Origin of the sequence: Streptomyces viridiviolaceus, assembly GCF_014650995.1 — a bacterium.
Taxonomy (GTDB): Bacteria; Actinomycetota; Actinomycetes; order Streptomycetales; family Streptomycetaceae; genus Streptomyces; species Streptomyces viridiviolaceus.
On sequence record NZ_BMWA01000003.1, the window covers coordinates 110,686 to 125,824 of the forward strand.

Genomic DNA, 15,139 nt, shown 5'->3' on the forward strand with positions numbered 1-15,139 from the left:
CTCAGCCCTCCGTCACGAACCCCTTCTCCGTCATCCAGTCCAGCGCCACCTGGTGCGGATCCTCCCCGTCGACGTCGACCCGCGCGTTCAGGTCCTGTGCCACGGTGTTGTTCAGCGCCTTGGTGACGGGAGCGAGGACGGAGGCGATCGCGGGCCACTTCTTCAGGGTGGCGGTCCTGATCATGGGCGCCGCGTTGTAGTTCGGGAAGAACTTCCTGTCGTCCTCCATCACCACCAGGTTCATCGACTTGATCCGCCCGTCGGTGGTGAACACCTCGCCGTAGGTGCAGGCGCCCTTCGCCGTCTGGGTGTAGATGATCCCGGTGTCCATCTGCGTGATGTTCCGGGCCGGCAGGTCCATGCCGTACGCCTTCTCCATGCCCGGCAGTCCGTCCGCCCGGTTGGCGAACTCGCCCTCGACGCAGAGCGTCACCGCGCCCGGGTCGGTCTTGGCCAGCCGGGCGACCTCGGACAGGGTCTTCGTGCCGTACTTGTTGAAGTTCGCCTGGTTCATGGCCAGGGCGTAGGTGTTGTTCAGCGTCGACGGCGGCAGCCAGGAGATGCCCTTCTTCAGGTCCGCGTCCCGCACCGCCTGCCACTGCCGCTGCGGGTCGGGGATGGGCCTGCTGTTGCCCTGGTAGGTGATCCAGGCGGTGCCGGTGTACTCGTACGTGGCGTCGGCGTCGCCGTTCTCGATGGCCGCCCGGGTGCCGACGGAGCCCTGGATGCCGGTGCGGTCGAGGACCTCGGCGCCGGCCGCCTCGAAGGCGATGCCCATGATCGCGCCGAGGATCAGCTGCTCGGTGAACTCCTTGGAGACGACCGTGAGATCGGCGCCCGCGAGCGGCTCGCCCCGGCCGATCGTGCCCGGTGCCACATCGTCGGCCATCGGGGAGCCGCTGGTCAGGCCGCAGCCGGAGGCCGCGATCAGTGCCGCCGCCAGGAGCAGGCAGGTGCGCCGGCTCACGTGCCCACCTCCAGGCCCCGCGGACGCAGCAGCACCTCGGCGAGCGAGGCCAGCCAGTCCACCAGCAGGGCGAGGGCGACGGTGAGGATGGAGCCGAGCAGCAGCACCGGCATCCGCTGGCTGGTGATGCCGGTGGTGATCAGCACGCCCAGGCCGCCGCCTCCGCCGAAGGTCGCCAGGGTCGCCGTACCGACGTTCAGGACGAGGGCCGTGCGCACGCCGGCCAGGATGAGGGGGACGGCCAGGGGCAGTTCCACGCGGGTGAGCACGCCGAGCGGGGACATGCCGATGCCGCGGGCCGCCTCCAGCAGCGACGGGTCGTTCGCCCTCAGGCCGGCGATGGTGTTGGAGAGCACCGGCAGGATGGCGTAGACGATGATGCCGATCAGGGCGGACCTGCGGCCGATGCCCAGCCAGATCACCAGCAGCGCCAGCAGGCCGATCGCCGGGGTCGCCTGGCCCATGTTGGCGAAGGCCATCGCCACCGGGGTGGCCTTACGGAACGCCCTGCGGGTGAGCAGGATGCCCAGCGGGATGGCGATGATCAGCACGAAGAACGTGGAGATCACCGTCAGCTGGACGTGCTGCCACAACGCCTTGGTGACCTGGCCGCCCGACAGGGCGTTCTCGCTGAGCGCGTCCAGGTCGGCCTGCCGGAACCACAGCCAGGTGGCCAGCAGCAGGGCCACGACCAGGGCGGGCAGGACGGTCAGCTTCTGCCAGGTGATCCGCCGTCTCGGTGCGGCCGGCGTCGGCGGGCGCGGCTCGGGCTCGGGTTCTGCCTCGCCGTCGTCCCGGAAGGGGAGACCCCTGACCTCGTGCTCGCCCTCTGGCCGCCGGCCGGAAGAGGTGCTCACGCCTTCGTTCCCTCCTCTCCGAAGCCGCCGGAGCCCTCCTGCTCGGACTGCGTCCGGTCGGCGCGTGCCTCCTCCAGGTCGTGCCGGTGCTCCAGAGCGTCGAGCCGGTCGGCCTCCAGCAGCTCGTGCACCGAGTTCATCAGCGTCTCCATGTCGACGACGCCCTCGTACCGTCCGTGCCGGCCGGTGACGGCGACCCGGCCCGCGTTGTCGGTCAGCACCGCCTCCAGCGCGTCCCGCAGCGTCCCGTCCCGGGTCACGGTGTCGTGCACCAGCGTCCCGGCGCGGGCGAGGGACCCCTTGGCCCGCATCAGGTCGCCGCGCCTGAGCCACTTGTACGGCCGTCCGCGCCTGTCCAGCAGCAGGATCTCGTTGCCGCCGGCGGCCCGCAGCCGGTCGATGATGTGCTGGAGCGGGTCGTCGACGGTGACCGTCGGCCAGTCGGTGATCTCCACGTCCCCCACGCGGGTGAGGTTGAGCCGCTTCAGCGCCGCCCCGGCGCCGACGAAGCCGGAGACGAAGTCGTCCGCCGGGTTGGTGAGGATGGCCTCCGGGGTGTCGAACTGCGCGATGTGGGAGCGTTCGCGCAGCACGGCGATCCGGTCGCCCAGCTTGATCGCCTCGTCGAAGTCGTGGGTGACGAAGACGATCGTCTTGTGCAGCTCGTGCTGCAGCCGGATCAGCTCGTCCTGGAGGTGGTCCCGGGTGATCGGGTCCACCGCGCCGAACGGCTCGTCCATCAGCAGCACCGGCGGATCGGCCGCCAGCGCCCGCGCCACGCCCACCCGCTGCTGCTGGCCGCCGGAGAGCTGGCGCGGATAGCGGTCGCGGAACTCCCCGGGGTCGAGACCCACCAGGTCGAGCATCTCCTCCACCCGCGACCGGATCCGCGGCTTCGGCCAGCCGACCATCTTCGGTACCAGGCCGATGTTCTGGGCGACCGTCATGTGCGGGAACAGGCCGGAGGACTGGATGGCGTAGCCGACCTTGCGGCGCAGCCTCACCGGGTCGATGTCGGTGACGTCCTCGCCGCCGATGCGGATGCGTCCGCCGGTCGGCTCGATCAACCGGTTGATCATCTTCAGTGTGGTGGACTTCCCGCAGCCGGAGGGGCCGACGAAGACGACCGTCTCGCCCGCCCCGATCTCCATGGAGACGCCGTCGACGGCCGGCTGCGGGTTCCCGGGGTAGCGCTTGGTCAGGTTCTCCAGCTCGATCGTCGCCCCCGTCGCGGCGGCGGAGGTCGACTCAGGCACGGATCCCCCTGGGGATGGTGAGCCGTCCGAGCAGGACGTACGCGGCGTCGAACAGCAGCGCCAGGACGATGATCCCGAGCGTGCCGGCCAGCACCTGGTTGAGGGCGTTCTTGCTGCCCAGCGAGGCGATCCCGCGGAAGATCTCGTTGCCGAGGCCCGGCCCGGAGGCGTAGGCGGCGATGGCGGCGATGCCCATCAGCATCTGCGTCGAGACCCGGATGCCGGTGAGGATCGGCGGCCACGCGAGCGGCAGTTCGACCCTCAGCAGCCGGGCCGGGCGCGACATGCCGATGCCCTTGGCCGCGTCGACCAGGGCCGGATCGACGCCGCGCAGCCCGACGATCGCGTTGCGTACGACGGGCAGCAGCCCGTACAGGGTCAGGGCGGTCACCGTCGGCGGCACGCCCAGCCCGACGATCGGGATGAGCAGGCCGATCATGGCCAGCGACGGGATGGTGAGGATGGTGGACGTGGTGACGGTCGCCAGGTTGCCGGCCCACTCGCTGCGGTAGGTGACGACGCCGATCAGCACCCCGAGCGCGGTCGCCACGACCATGCACTGGAACACGGCGCTCGCGTGCTGGTAGGCGTCCGTGAGCAACTGCTGGTGACGGCTGCTCAGGAACTCCCAGAAGTTCACCGCCGCTCACCTCCGGGTCGGGGGCCGGTCTCACTCACGTCCGTCGCGGTTGTCGGCCGCCTGTTCCACCAGCGGGATGATCCGCAGCGGAACGGGGTTCTCCATGACGATCGCCGTGGCGGCCCGGACGATTCCATCAAAGCCGACAACCCGGTCGATCACCCGCTGAAGATCGGCATTCGAGCGAGCCACCAGCCGGCACAGCATGTCCCCGGTGCCGGTGGTGGTGTGCAGCTCCAGCACCTCCGGGACCGTCGCCAAGTGCGCCCGTACGTCGGCTCCTTGACCCTGCCGGATCTGCAGCGTCGCGAACGCCGTGACGGGGTAGCCGAGCGCCGCCGGATCCACCTGCGGTCCGAAGCCGCGGATGACGCCGTTCGACTGAAGCCGGTCCAGACGCGCCTGCACGGTGCCGCGCGCCACCCCCAGCCGCCGGGACATCTCCAGCACCCCGATCCGCGGCTCCCGCGCCAGCAGCACGATGATCCGCCCGTCCAGATGATCGATCGCCATGCCCGCCCTCCCGGCTGGTCATCCTGTACAGATCGCCCGCCCCCACCGGCGTCACACTGGGCAGATTGCCCAGTGAACACGCAAACTATTGCGCACCTTGCAGGCGCGGGAGACGCTGCGGCTATGACGCAGACCACACACCACGCTCCCGACACCGCCCGGCAGGCCGACCCCTTCCCGGTCAAGGGAATGGACGCGGTCGTCTTCGCCGTGGGCAACGCCAAGCAGGCGGCGCACTACTACTCCACCGCCTTCGGCATGCGGCTGGTCGCCTACTCCGGACCGGAGAACGGCAGCCGCGAGACCGCGAGCTACGTCCTGGAGAACGGCTCCGCCCGCTTCGTCCTCACCTCGGTGATCAAGCCCTCCACCGACTGGGGCCGCTTCCTCGCCCAGCACGTGGCCGAGCACGGCGACGGCGTCATCGACCTCGCCATCGAGGTCCCCGACGCGCGGGCCGCGTACGCCTACGCCGTCGAGCACGGCGCGACCTCCGTCGCCGAGCCGTACGAGGTCAAGGACGAGCACGGCACGGTCGTCCTCGCCGCGATCGCCACCTACGGCGAGACCCGCCACACCCTGGTCGAGCGCACCGGCTACGACGGCCCCTACCTGCCCGGCTACGTCGCCGCCGCCCCGATGGTCGAGCCCCCCGCCCAGCGCACCTTCCAGGCCGTCGACCACTGCGTCGGCAACGTGGAACTCGGCCGCATGAACGAGTGGGTCGGCTTCTACAACAAGGTCATGGGCTTCACGAACATGAAGGAGTTCGTGGGCGACGACATCGCCACCGAGTACAGCGCGCTGATGTCCAAGGTCGTCGCCGACGGCACGCTCAAGGTCAAGTTCCCGATCAACGAGCCGGCCGTCGCCAAGAAGAAGTCCCAGATCGACGAGTACCTGGAGTTCTACGGCGGCGCGGGCGTCCAGCACATCGCCCTGAACACGAACGACATCGTGCAGACCGTCCGCACGATGAAGGCGGCCGGCGTCCAGTTCCTGGACACGCCCGACTCCTACTACGACACCCTCGGCGAGTGGGTCGGCGACACCCGCGTGCCCGTGGAGACCCTGCGCGAACTGAAGATCCTCGCCGACCGCGACGAGGACGGCTACCTGCTGCAGATCTTCACCAAGCCGGTCCAGGACCGCCCGACCGTCTTCTTCGAGATCATCGAACGGCACGGCTCGATGGGCTTCGGCAAGGGCAACTTCAAGGCCCTGTTCGAGGCGATCGAGCGGGAGCAGGCCAAGCGCGGCAACCTCTGAGGTTCTGCCCGGCTACCACACGGGCGGGCCCTCCACCGAGGGCTCGCCCAGCTGCGCCAGCGCCCGCTGCGCGGCCGGCGCCTGCAGCGGCGAGAAGTACGGATTGATCCGCAGCGCCTCCCCGATGTGCCGCCGCGCGCGCCCGTGATGCCCCAGCTCCCGCTCGATCATGCCCCGGTGGAAGACGTACTCCGCGCTGCGCACACCGCCTCCGTGCTTGGCGTCGGTGGCGATCTCCGCGTACCGCATCGCCTCCTCGGGCTCCCCGGCCCGGTACAGCGCCCAGCCCAGCGCGTCGGCCACCGCGATCCCCGGCTGCCGCTCCCACTCGGCCCGCAGCCGCCGCACCGCCGCCCGCGCTTCTCCGTGGTCCGCCTCGAACCGGCCGAGCACCAGCTCCTCGTCCGCCCCGGCCGCCGTCGCCCTGCGCACCCGCTCCCGGAGCAGGCCGTACTGCTCCCGCGCCTGCCGCTCCTCGCCCATCGACTCGTACAGCTCGCCCAGCTCCAGCGCGTACTCGGGCCGGGGCGCCTTGGCGAGCGCCGTCCGGTACGCCTCCACCGCCCGGCCCGTCCGGCCCAGCGCCGCCAGCGCCCGCCCCAGCCCGGCCTGCGCGGCCCGCTGGTCGGGATCGGTGCGCAGCGCCTCCTGGAAGTGCCGCAGCGCCCCCTCCCGGTCCCCGCGCTCGAACGCCAGCCGCCCGGCCTGCTCCAGATAGGCGGCCCGCTCCGCCGGGGCCTCGGCGCCCGCCACCGCGTCGGAGATCTGGGCCGCCGCGTCCTCCCGCCAGCCCCGGTCCCGGTAGACGGCCGCGGCCCGCGCCCGCACCGCCGGCTGCCCGGTACGCAGCTTCGTCAGCTCGTCCAGCGTCTGCGTCACGGCCTCCTGATCGCCGAGCCCGGAATAGGCGTCGAGCAGCACCGCGTGCGTCGTCCACCGCCTCGGCTCCAGTTCACGCGCGTTCTCCGCCCACTCCTGTGCCGCGGGGAAGTCCCGCCGTGCGACCGCCAGCGCCGCCAGCCCCTCCAGCGCGGCGGCGCTGGGTTCGTCCCCCACCTTCAGCGACGTGTTCAGCGCCTTCTCGGCCTTCGGGTAGTACGCGGGATCGGCCGTGCGCCGTGCCCGTTCCGCATAGGCCGTCCCCAGCACCGCCCACGCCGGAGCGTCCAGCGGATGCTCCCGCAGGTGCCTCTCCCGCTCGCCGATCAGCGCCGCCAGGTCGGGCAGCGCGGCCGGCACCCCGGCGGTGACCGTGCCGCGCGCCTGCGCCTTGGGCCCCGGAGCGGGTGCGGGCGGGCGCGCGGGGGCGGGCGGGACAGCCCCGTCCCGCTCCCGCGGCAGCAGCACCAGCACCCCGCCGAGCACGGCGCAACCCGTGACCGAGGCGATCACCAGCCGGCGCCTGCGACGGGCGCGTCGCTTCTGCGGGGGCTCCGGGGCGCTCGACCTGTGGTTCTCCATGGCGCCAACTGTGCGTCAGTATGATGACCACACCCGGGTAGGTGAAGGGTGCCGTCCGCGGGGTTCACACCGATGGCCCCGGGTGCGAGCCTGTGATCATGAGCCGTATCGAAGCGCCTCGCGACGAAGACGACGAAGCCACCGCGACGGCAGGCGGCCCCGCCGACCGGCTGCTCGTCGACCGACTGCTCGGCGGCCTGCCCGCCGAAGCCGTCCTCACCGACCCCGACGTCACGGCCTCCTACGCCAACGACATGGCGAGCTTCTGCCCGGCCGGCGCCCCCGCGGTGGTCGTCCTGCCGCGCACCGTGGAAGAAGTCCAGCACGTCATGCGCACCGCCACCGAGCTGCGCGTCCCGGTCGTCCCGCAGGGCGCCCGCACCGGCCTGTCCGGCGCGGCCAACGCCTCCGACGGCTGCATCGTGCTGTCCCTGACCAAGATGGACCGCATCCTGGAGATCAACCCGGTCGACCGCGTCGCCGTCGTCGAACCGGGCGTCGTCAACGCCGCGCTCTCCCGCGCGGTGGGCGAGCACGGCCTGTACTACCCTCCCGACCCCTCCAGCTGGGAGATGTGCACCATCGGCGGCAACATCGGCACCGCCTCCGGCGGGCTGTGCTGCGTGAAGTACGGGGTGACCGCCGAGTACGTCCTCGGCCTCGACGTCGTCCTGGCCGACGGCCGCCTGATGTCCACCGGCCGCCGCACGGCGAAGGGCGTCGCCGGGTACGACCTCACCCGCCTGTTCGTCGGCTCCGAGGGCTCCCTCGGCATCGTCGTGCGCGCCGTCCTGGCCCTGCGGCCCAAGCCGCCCGAGCAGCTCGTGCTGGCCGCCGAGTTCGCCTCCGCGGCCGCCGCCTGCGACGCCGTGTGCCGGATCATGGAGGGCGGACACGTCCCGTCCCTCCTCGAACTGATGGACCGTACGACGGTCAAGGCGGTCAACGACCTGGCCCGCATGGGCCTGCCGGAGACCACCGAGGCCCTCCTGCTCGCCGCCTTCGACACTCCAGCCCCGGCCGCCGACCTCGCCGCCGTCGGTGCGCTGTGCGAGGCCGCCGGCGCCACCCAGGTCGTCCCCGCCGACGACGCGGCCGAGTCCGAACTGCTCCTCCAGGCCCGGCGCCTGTCGCTCACCGCCCTCGAAGCCGTCAAGGGCACCACGATGATCGACGACGTGTGCGTGCCCCGCTCCCGGCTCGGCGACATGCTGGAGGGCATCGAGCGCATCGCCGAGAAGTACCGCCTCACCATCGGCGTCTGCGCCCACGCGGGCGACGGCAACACCCACCCGACGGTCTGCTTCGACGCCTCGGACCCCGACGAGTCCCGGCGCGCCCGCGAGTCCTTCGACGAGATCATGGGCCTCGGCCTGGAACTGGGCGGCACGATCACGGGCGAGCACGGCGTGGGCGTGCTGAAGAAGGAGTGGCTGGCGCGGGAGATCGGCCCCGTGGGCCTGGAGATGCAGCGGGCCGTCAAGCAGGTCTTCGACCCGCTCGGCATCCTCAACCCGGGCAAGCTGTTCTGACCCGCCCCGCGCCTCACCGGGCGAGCAGCTCGGCCAGCCCGTCGTCGATGCCCAGCTGCCCGCCCTCGGTCCCCGGCGGGACCGCCCGCAGCGTCCGCTCCAGCCAGGCCGACACCTGCGCCGTCGGCGCCTGGAGCAGGGCGTCCCCGTCGGGGCTGCTCAGCGCCATCAGCACGACGCTGCGCCCGTCCGCCTTCGACGGCCACACCCGCACGTCGCCGTGCCCGCACGCCCGGAACACCCCCTCCACCAGCAGATCACGGGCGAACGTCCAGTACACGGGGTGGACGGAGTCGATGTGGAAGGTGACGTGGACCGCGTAGGGGTCGTCGGTGAGGTAGCCGAGCCGGGCCGGGACGGGAACGCTGCGCTCGGGCGACAGGATGAGCTCCAGCTCCAGCTCGCGCTCCACGACGGTGTGCTGCATGGCGTGTGTCCTCTCTCGTACGGATCCGCTCGGGCCGCCGGAAGCGGGCCCGCACGAGTGAGAGCGGCTGGAGCCGGAAGCGTTACGCGGGTTCGCGGAACTTTTCTCCCTACCTCCCGCGGGTGTGAAGGTCCGGGCACGAGGATGCCCGGAAAGGGGCGGGTACGGCGGGACTGGCGGTGCGGGTTGCGCGGGTCTGATAGATGTGGAGGCCCCCATAAGACCCCCGAGCAGATACGGGACGACGGACATGAGCGCCCCAACCCCGGCCCCCGGTGACGACAGGCCCCGCGAAGGGTATTACCCGGACCCGTCCATTCCTGGATATGTCCGGTACTGGAACGGAGCCTCCTGGGTACCGGGCACCAGCCGGCCGGCGCCCAAGGACGGCGAGCCGCTCGCCCCGCCCCCGGGCGTCCGCCCCGCGCAGCCCTCCGTCGAGGAGACCGGCCCGCACTTCTTCGACGAGGACCCGGTCGACGCGCCCGCCGCCCCGTCCCAGCACGGCAGCCGTCCGGAACCCGCCTCGGCCTGGGGTGCGGACCGCTCCCGCCAGTCCGGCTTCGCCGACGACCGCAACCACCGCGTCTCCTGGCCGGCCCCCCAGGGCACGGACCCGAGGGTCCCGCACGCGCCGGGTGCCGGCACCGCGGGTGCTCCCGGTGGCGCCACCGACGCCGGGCCCGCTCACGCCGGTGGTGGCGCCGCCCACGCGGGGTCCGGCGGCGAGGCCGCGGACGGCGGTTCCGCCGGTGCGGGTTCCGCTGCCCCGGGGACCGCGGTCGGACGGCCCGCCGATGCCGGCGGCCGTTCGGACGGAACCTGGCCCGAGGCCGCCGGGTCCGCCGACGCCCCGCCCGCCGACGGCCGTTCGGACGGATCGGCGGAGGCCGACGCCGGCGGCACCTTCGTGTTCCGCCGTCCGACCGCCCCGTCCCGGCCGGCGCCCGCCCCCGACGAGGGCACCATGACCTTCCGCGCGGTCTCCCCGCGCGCCGCTCAGCCCGGCAAGTCCGCCTCGCCCGCCGCCGGCGGCCCCGGTTTCGGCGCCGGAAAGGCCGCCGCCGCCCGGGCCACCGCCGCGCAGGCGGGGAGCGGAGCGCAGGCGGCACCCCCGGCCGCCGCGGCCCCCGTGCCCCCCGCTGCCTCCACCGCGCCCGCGACCTCCCCCTCCGCACCGGCCTCGCCCTCCGGCCCGCAGCAGCCGCAGCAGCAGGCCCCCGTCGGCCCCACCGTCCCCCACCAGGCCGCCGCTGCGCAGCCCGCCGCCTCCGCCCCGCTCACCAGCGGCCCCGGCGGCGGCCAGTCCTCGTGGGCCCAGCAGGTGCACCGGCTCGCCGGGGCCGGCGGGGACGAGCAGCCCGTGGCGCCGTGGAAACCGCCGGTCGAGGACCCGTTCCAGGCCGCCGCCAGACGGCAGGCCGCCGCCCGCCCCGCGGGGCTCGGCAAGCGGTTGGCCGCCCGGCTGATCGACACCGTCGTCCTCGCGGCCGTCACCTCGGTCGCCGCCGTGCCCCTCGGCACCAAGGCGATCGACCACGTCAACGACAAGATCGACGCGGCCGAACTCTCCGGCGAGACCGTCACCGTCTGGCTGCTCGACGGCACGACGGCCACCTGCCTCGGTATCGTCCTGGCCGTCCTGCTGCTCTTCGGCGTCGCCTACGAGGCGCTGCCCACCGCCAAGTGGGGCCGCACCCTCGGCAAGCGGCTGCTCGGCCTGGAGGTGCGGGACATCGAGGCCCACGAGCCCCCGGGCTTCGGCGCGGCCCTGCGCCGCTGGCTGGTCTACAGCGTCCCCGGACTCCTCGTCGTCGGGGTCGTCGGCGTCCTGTGGTGCCTGTTCGACCGGCCGTGGCGCCAGTGCTGGCACGACAAGGCCGCACGTACGTTCGTGGCGGGCTGACCCAAGCCGGCGCCTTTCCGCGTACGGGCGAGCCGATGCCGTACTCCGGACGGCCGCTCGCCGGATGCGTCGTAGGGGGGTTCGCGGTCGACTCGGGCCATGAGCAGCGAACCGCCCCCCGGCTCCGGTCAGCAGCCGCCGGAAGACGACCCGTTCAGGAAGCAGCCCCCGCCGCCCGGAACCGGCCCGGGCGCGGGCGGCGCGGGCTCGCCGTACGACACTCCGCCCCCCTACGGCGGCGGAGAGCCCCCGCCCGGCGGACAGCCCCCGCCCGGTGGCGGCCCGTACGGCGGCGGTCCCTACGGCGGTGACCCGTACGGCGGCGGCTCCTACCCCACCGACCCGCTGGCCGGCATGCCCCCGCTGGCCGACAGCGGCCGACGCACCCTGGCGCGGATCATCGACATGATCCTCGTGGGCATCGTGGTCTGGTTGCTCAGCTGGGCCTTCAACGTCCAGTACTACGACGTGGACGGCGAACAGGTCGAGGTCGGCAAGTCGTTCGGGCAGTCCGTGATCGCCGCCGTGCTCTACATCGCCTACGACACCTTCTTCACGGCCAGGACCGGGCAGACCCTCGGCAAGAAGTGGCTGGGCATGCGGGTGGCCGACCTGGACAACGGCGCCACGCCCTCCGTGCAGACCTCGCTCATCCGCGCGGCGGTGCTGTGGATCCCGTTCGCGTTCTGCTGCGCCTGCGTGTGGACGGTGATCTCGGGCGGCTGGAGCTTCTTCGACAAGCCCTACAAGCAGGGCCTGCACGACAAGGCCGCCAAGACGGTGGTGGTCAGCACGCGTTGACGTGACGAGCGGTCAGGCCGCTCGTCCGCGCACCGGCTCGCCGGCGCCCGCGGAGACCGGGGTCGGCGCCGGCTCCTCGGCGGTGGCGGGGCGGCCGGCCGCGACCGTGCGCGCGCGGGACTGCGGGGCCGTCATGGCGACCAGCAGACCGAGGGCGAGCGCCACGACGGCGACGACGGCGATCCCCGCCCCCGAACTCGTACGTGACAGCAGCAGCATGGCGAGTGTCGAGAAGATCACGGTGCACGAACCGTAGGCGAACTGGGCGGCAGTCGGACGGGGCATGGCAATCGTGTCCTCGGAAGGCAATCTGGGGGTGAGGCGGGCTGTCGGCCTGGCTTTCCGCCGGCTTCCGGGCGTTCTGCCAGTCGACTCTAATCGGCTCTGTGCCCTGGTGGAACAAATAGTAAGCGTGAGCTAACCAACAGTGCCGATGCACGGGGGGCGCACGGAGTCATGCCGTCCCCGAAGTGGACGGTCTCACGCGCCTGCGGCCGTCGGGCCGAGTGTCCGCAAAGCGAACTGCCGCTCCGCATAGTGCCATTGACCTGTTCAAGTCAAGGTCTGTCTTTTCTCCCGAACCTCTAGTCAAATGACGTCACTTGACTACACGCGTTGATCACGGGTGCGCGGACCTTGCACGACCTTGACCCCTCCTTCCGCGCGCGTGGACGCGGGGGAGGAACTCAAGTGACCAGCAGATCCTGGACGTTCAGGACGGCGGCGACGGCGGTCGCGCTCGCCGCCGCCACCGCCACGCTCTCCGCCGCCACCGTGGCGCAGGCCGACTCGCCGGCCCGTCCGGCCGCCGCCGAGGGGCACGACCCCCACCCGGCCAAGGGCATGGACTCGCACGACCTCGAAGGGCCGCTCAGCAAGACCCGGGAGGCGCAGCGTCAAGAGGCGCTGAACCAGGTCATATCCGGCCAGGCCACGGTCAAGGACCGCGAGGGTTCGAAGGTCGTCCAGCTCAAGAGCAAGAAGGGCGACAGCAAGTACGTCGAACTGGGCCGGGAGAAGACCGACAAGATCTTCACCATCCTGGTCGAGTTCGGCGACCGGATCGACAGCCGCTACGGCGGCACCCCCGGCCCGCTGCACAACCGGATAGCCGAGCCGGACCGCACGAAGGACAACTCCACCGCCTGGCAGGCGGACTACGACCGGAAGCACTACGAGGACCTCTACTTCGGCACCGGCGAGAACACCGAGTCGGTCAAGAAGTACTACGAGAAGCAGTCCTCGGGCCGCTACTCCGTCGACGGCGAGGTCTCCGACTGGGTCAAGGTCCCCTACAACGAGGCCCGTTACGGCAACAACGCCTGCGGCTCCACCAACTGCCCGAGCGTGTGGAACGTCGTCAGCGACGGCCTGAACGCCTGGGTCGCCGACCAGAAGGCGGCCGGCCGAACCGACGCCGAGATCCAGGCGGACGTCGCGAAGTTCGACGAGTGGGACCGCTACGACTTCGACGGCGACGGCGACTTCAACGAGCCCGACGGCTACATCGACCACTTCCAGATCGTGCACGCCGGCGAGGACGAGTCCGCGGGCGGCGGCGCCGAGGGCACCGACGCGATCTGGGCCCACCGCTGGTACGCCTTCGGCACCGACGCCGGCGCCACCGGCCCCGAGCAGAACAAGCTGGGCGGCGCGCAGATCGGCTCCACCGGCATCTGGGTCGGCGACTACACCATCCAGCCGGAGAACGGCGGCCTCGGCGTCTTCGCCCACGAGTACGGCCACGACCTCGGCCTGCCGGACCACTACGACACGGCCGGCGGCGACAACTCCACCGGCTTCTGGACGCTGATGTCCTCCGGCTCCTGGCTCGGCACCGGCCGCAACGAGATCGGCGACCTGCCGGGCGACATGAACGCCTGGGACAAGCTCCAGCTCGGCTGGCTGAACTACGACACGGCCAAGGCCGGGGTCAACTCCTGGCACAAGCTCGGTCTCGCCGAGTACAACACCAAGCACAAGCAGGGGCTGGTCGTCCAGCTCCCGGAGAAGGCGGTCACCACCGAGATCGTCACTCCCGCCCAGGGGCAGACCCAGTGGTGGAGCGGCAGCGGTGACAACCTCAAGAACACGCTGACCCGCAGCGTCGACCTCACCGGCAAGCAGTCGGCCGCCCTCACGCTCGACGGCTGGTACGACATCGAGGCCAACTACGACTACCTCTACGCCGAGGTGTCCACCGACGGCGGCGCCAACTGGACCGCCCTGGACGGCACGTTCGACGGGCAGCCGATCCCGCGCGACGGCAGCGACAAGCCGGCTCTGACCGGCACGGTCGAGTCCTACGGCAAGCTCGCGTACCCGCTCGACGCCTACGCCGGCCGGAAGATCGACCTGCGCTTCCGCTACCAGACGGACGGCGGCGTGGCCCAGAAGGGCTTCGCGGCCGACGGGATCACGGTGACGGCGGACGGCGCGGCGCTCTTCTCCGACGACGCCGAGACCGCGGACGCCGCCTGGACGGCCACCGGCTTCTCCCGCGTCGGCGCCTCCTTCACCAAGGACTACGCGCAGTACTACATCGCCGAGAACCGGCAGTACGTGTCGTACGACAAGACGCTGAAGACCGGCCCGTACAACTTCGGCTTCGCGTCCCGCCCGGACTGGGTGGAGCACTACCCGTACCAGAACGGCCTGCTGATCTGGAAGTGGGACACCTCCCAGGCGGACAACAACACCAGCCAGCACCCGGGCACCGGTCTGGTCCTGCCCGTCGACTCGCACCCCACCGCGCTGAAGTGGTCCGACGGCACGCTGATGCGCAACCGCATCCAGGCCTACGACTCGCCGTTCAGCCTCTACCGGACGGACGGCATCACGCTGCACAAGGCGGACGCGGCGACCCGTATCCCGTCCTCACGGGGCGTGTCGGTCTTCAACGACCACACCAGCGACTACTACGACGAGTCCAACCCCACCGGCGGCGTCGAGGTCACTGACACCAACACCAAGATCGAGATCGACAAGGAGGCCCGCGACGGCTCCACGATCGAGCTCGAGGTCGGCCCCGCGGTGAAGTAAACCCGGTTTCACCTGGTCAGAGCATGATCGGCGGTGACCCTCTGGCGGGTCGCCGCCGATCCGTGTTTAGGTGCGTCCTGTGGCTCTCTTATTGACACCGGCTGACACGGGGGTGTGACCGCATGGCCGCAGGAGGTTTCTGCAAGCTGCCGAACGGCACGGTGGTCGTGGCGCTGAACCTGCCCAGCCCCGCCGCCGACGGCCCCGGCAGTGTGCGTGTGCTCGTCCACGCCCGGAACCGCGCGCGTGCCCTGACCAGGCTGCGCAATCTGGGGCTGCGAGCGGTCTACCTGCGGGGCAACACGGCCCCGCCGACCCCGGACGAGATCACGGCCGTCCTGCACCATCCCGACGGCCTGATATGGCGCACGGCGCCGGCCGGCGGGGTCCTGGGCCAGGACCTCGTGCAGGAGCTGTGGCACCCGATCCGGGCGCTGCTCGGGCGCCCGGCGGCGCAGACCTGAGCGG

The 15,139-nt window shown here is 71.8% G+C and carries 14 protein-coding genes; 6 read left to right on the plus strand and 8 right to left on the minus strand.

The genetic code is table 11. The features are described from left to right. Position 1 precedes the first annotated feature (1 nt). From IE260_RS04515 to IE260_RS04535, 5 genes are read right to left on the minus strand one after another with little or no spacing between them, the layout of a single operon-like run. Positions 2-967, minus strand: a complete 966-nt coding sequence (locus tag IE260_RS04515; RefSeq protein ID WP_189869144.1) for a glycine betaine ABC transporter substrate-binding protein — start codon at positions 965-967, stop codon at positions 2-4. Continuing rightward, positions 964-1,824, minus strand: coding sequence for an ABC transporter permease (locus IE260_RS04520; protein ID WP_189869145.1), 861 nt, complete (start codon positions 1,822-1,824; stop codon positions 964-966). Before IE260_RS04520 ends, IE260_RS04515 begins: the two co-directional genes overlap by 4 nt. Then, positions 1,821-3,080, minus strand: a complete 1,260-nt coding sequence (locus IE260_RS04525; RefSeq protein WP_189869146.1) for a betaine/proline/choline family ABC transporter ATP-binding protein — start codon at positions 3,078-3,080, stop codon at positions 1,821-1,823. The genes IE260_RS04520 and IE260_RS04525 overlap by 4 nt, the downstream gene beginning before the upstream one ends. After that, complete coding sequence (locus IE260_RS04530) at positions 3,073-3,720, minus strand: ABC transporter permease (RefSeq protein ID WP_189869147.1); 648 nt, start codon at positions 3,718-3,720, stop codon at positions 3,073-3,075. The genes IE260_RS04525 and IE260_RS04530 overlap by 8 nt, the downstream gene beginning before the upstream one ends. Positions 3,721-3,750: 30 nt before the next feature. After that, positions 3,751-4,233 (minus strand): Lrp/AsnC family transcriptional regulator, encoded by a 483-nt coding sequence (locus IE260_RS04535; RefSeq protein ID WP_189869148.1) that lies wholly within the window; start codon positions 4,231-4,233, stop codon positions 3,751-3,753. Positions 4,234-4,356: 123 nt separating this feature from the next. Between IE260_RS04535 and hppD the strand changes: the two genes are divergently transcribed. Further along, positions 4,357-5,502 (plus strand): 4-hydroxyphenylpyruvate dioxygenase, encoded by a 1,146-nt coding sequence (gene hppD, locus IE260_RS04540; protein ID WP_189869149.1) that lies wholly within the window; start codon positions 4,357-4,359, stop codon positions 5,500-5,502. Positions 5,503-5,514: 12 nt separating this feature from the next. On the opposite strand, the gene IE260_RS04545 is transcribed toward hppD, so the two are convergent. After that, on the minus strand, positions 5,515-6,963 hold the full coding sequence (locus tag IE260_RS04545) for a tetratricopeptide repeat protein (RefSeq protein WP_189869150.1): 1,449 nt from the start codon (positions 6,961-6,963) through the stop codon (positions 5,515-5,517). A 92-nt stretch (positions 6,964-7,055) separates the two neighbouring features. Here IE260_RS04545 and IE260_RS04550 point away from each other — a divergent pair, with 92 nt between their 5' ends. Further along, complete coding sequence (locus IE260_RS04550; protein WP_189869151.1) at positions 7,056-8,495, plus strand: FAD-binding oxidoreductase; 1,440 nt, start codon at positions 7,056-7,058, stop codon at positions 8,493-8,495. A gap of 13 nt (positions 8,496-8,508) precedes the next feature. Here the strand turns inward: IE260_RS04550 and IE260_RS04555 are convergent, their stop codons facing one another. Then, entirely contained in the window at positions 8,509-8,922 is a 414-nt protein-coding gene (locus IE260_RS04555; RefSeq protein WP_189869152.1) for an SsgA family sporulation/cell division regulator, read from the minus strand. A 250-nt stretch (positions 8,923-9,172) separates the two neighbouring features. Here IE260_RS04555 and IE260_RS04560 point away from each other — a divergent pair, with 250 nt between their 5' ends. Further along, positions 9,173-10,828 carry an RDD family protein gene (locus IE260_RS04560; RefSeq protein WP_189869153.1) on the plus strand — a complete coding sequence of 552 codons (1,656 nt, stop codon included), beginning with the start codon at positions 9,173-9,175 and terminating at the stop codon, positions 10,826-10,828. 99 nt (positions 10,829-10,927) lie between these two features. Continuing rightward, positions 10,928-11,629 carry an RDD family protein gene (locus IE260_RS04565; protein ID WP_189869154.1) on the plus strand — a complete coding sequence of 234 codons (702 nt, stop codon included), beginning with the start codon at positions 10,928-10,930 and terminating at the stop codon, positions 11,627-11,629. 12 nt (positions 11,630-11,641) lie between these two features. Here the strand turns inward: IE260_RS04565 and IE260_RS04570 are convergent, their stop codons facing one another. After that, on the minus strand, positions 11,642-11,914 hold the full coding sequence (locus IE260_RS04570) for a hypothetical protein (RefSeq protein ID WP_189869155.1): 273 nt from the start codon (positions 11,912-11,914) through the stop codon (positions 11,642-11,644). A gap of 405 nt (positions 11,915-12,319) precedes the next feature. On the opposite strand from IE260_RS04570, the gene IE260_RS04575 reads away from it, so the two are divergent. Continuing rightward, a complete protein-coding gene (locus IE260_RS04575; protein WP_189869156.1) occupies positions 12,320-14,671 on the plus strand; it encodes an immune inhibitor A domain-containing protein in 2,352 nt (783 codons plus the stop codon). A 122-nt stretch (positions 14,672-14,793) separates the two neighbouring features. Then, on the plus strand, positions 14,794-15,135 hold the full coding sequence (locus tag IE260_RS04580) for a hypothetical protein (RefSeq protein ID WP_189869157.1): 342 nt from the start codon (positions 14,794-14,796) through the stop codon (positions 15,133-15,135). Positions 15,136-15,139 lie beyond the last annotated feature (4 nt).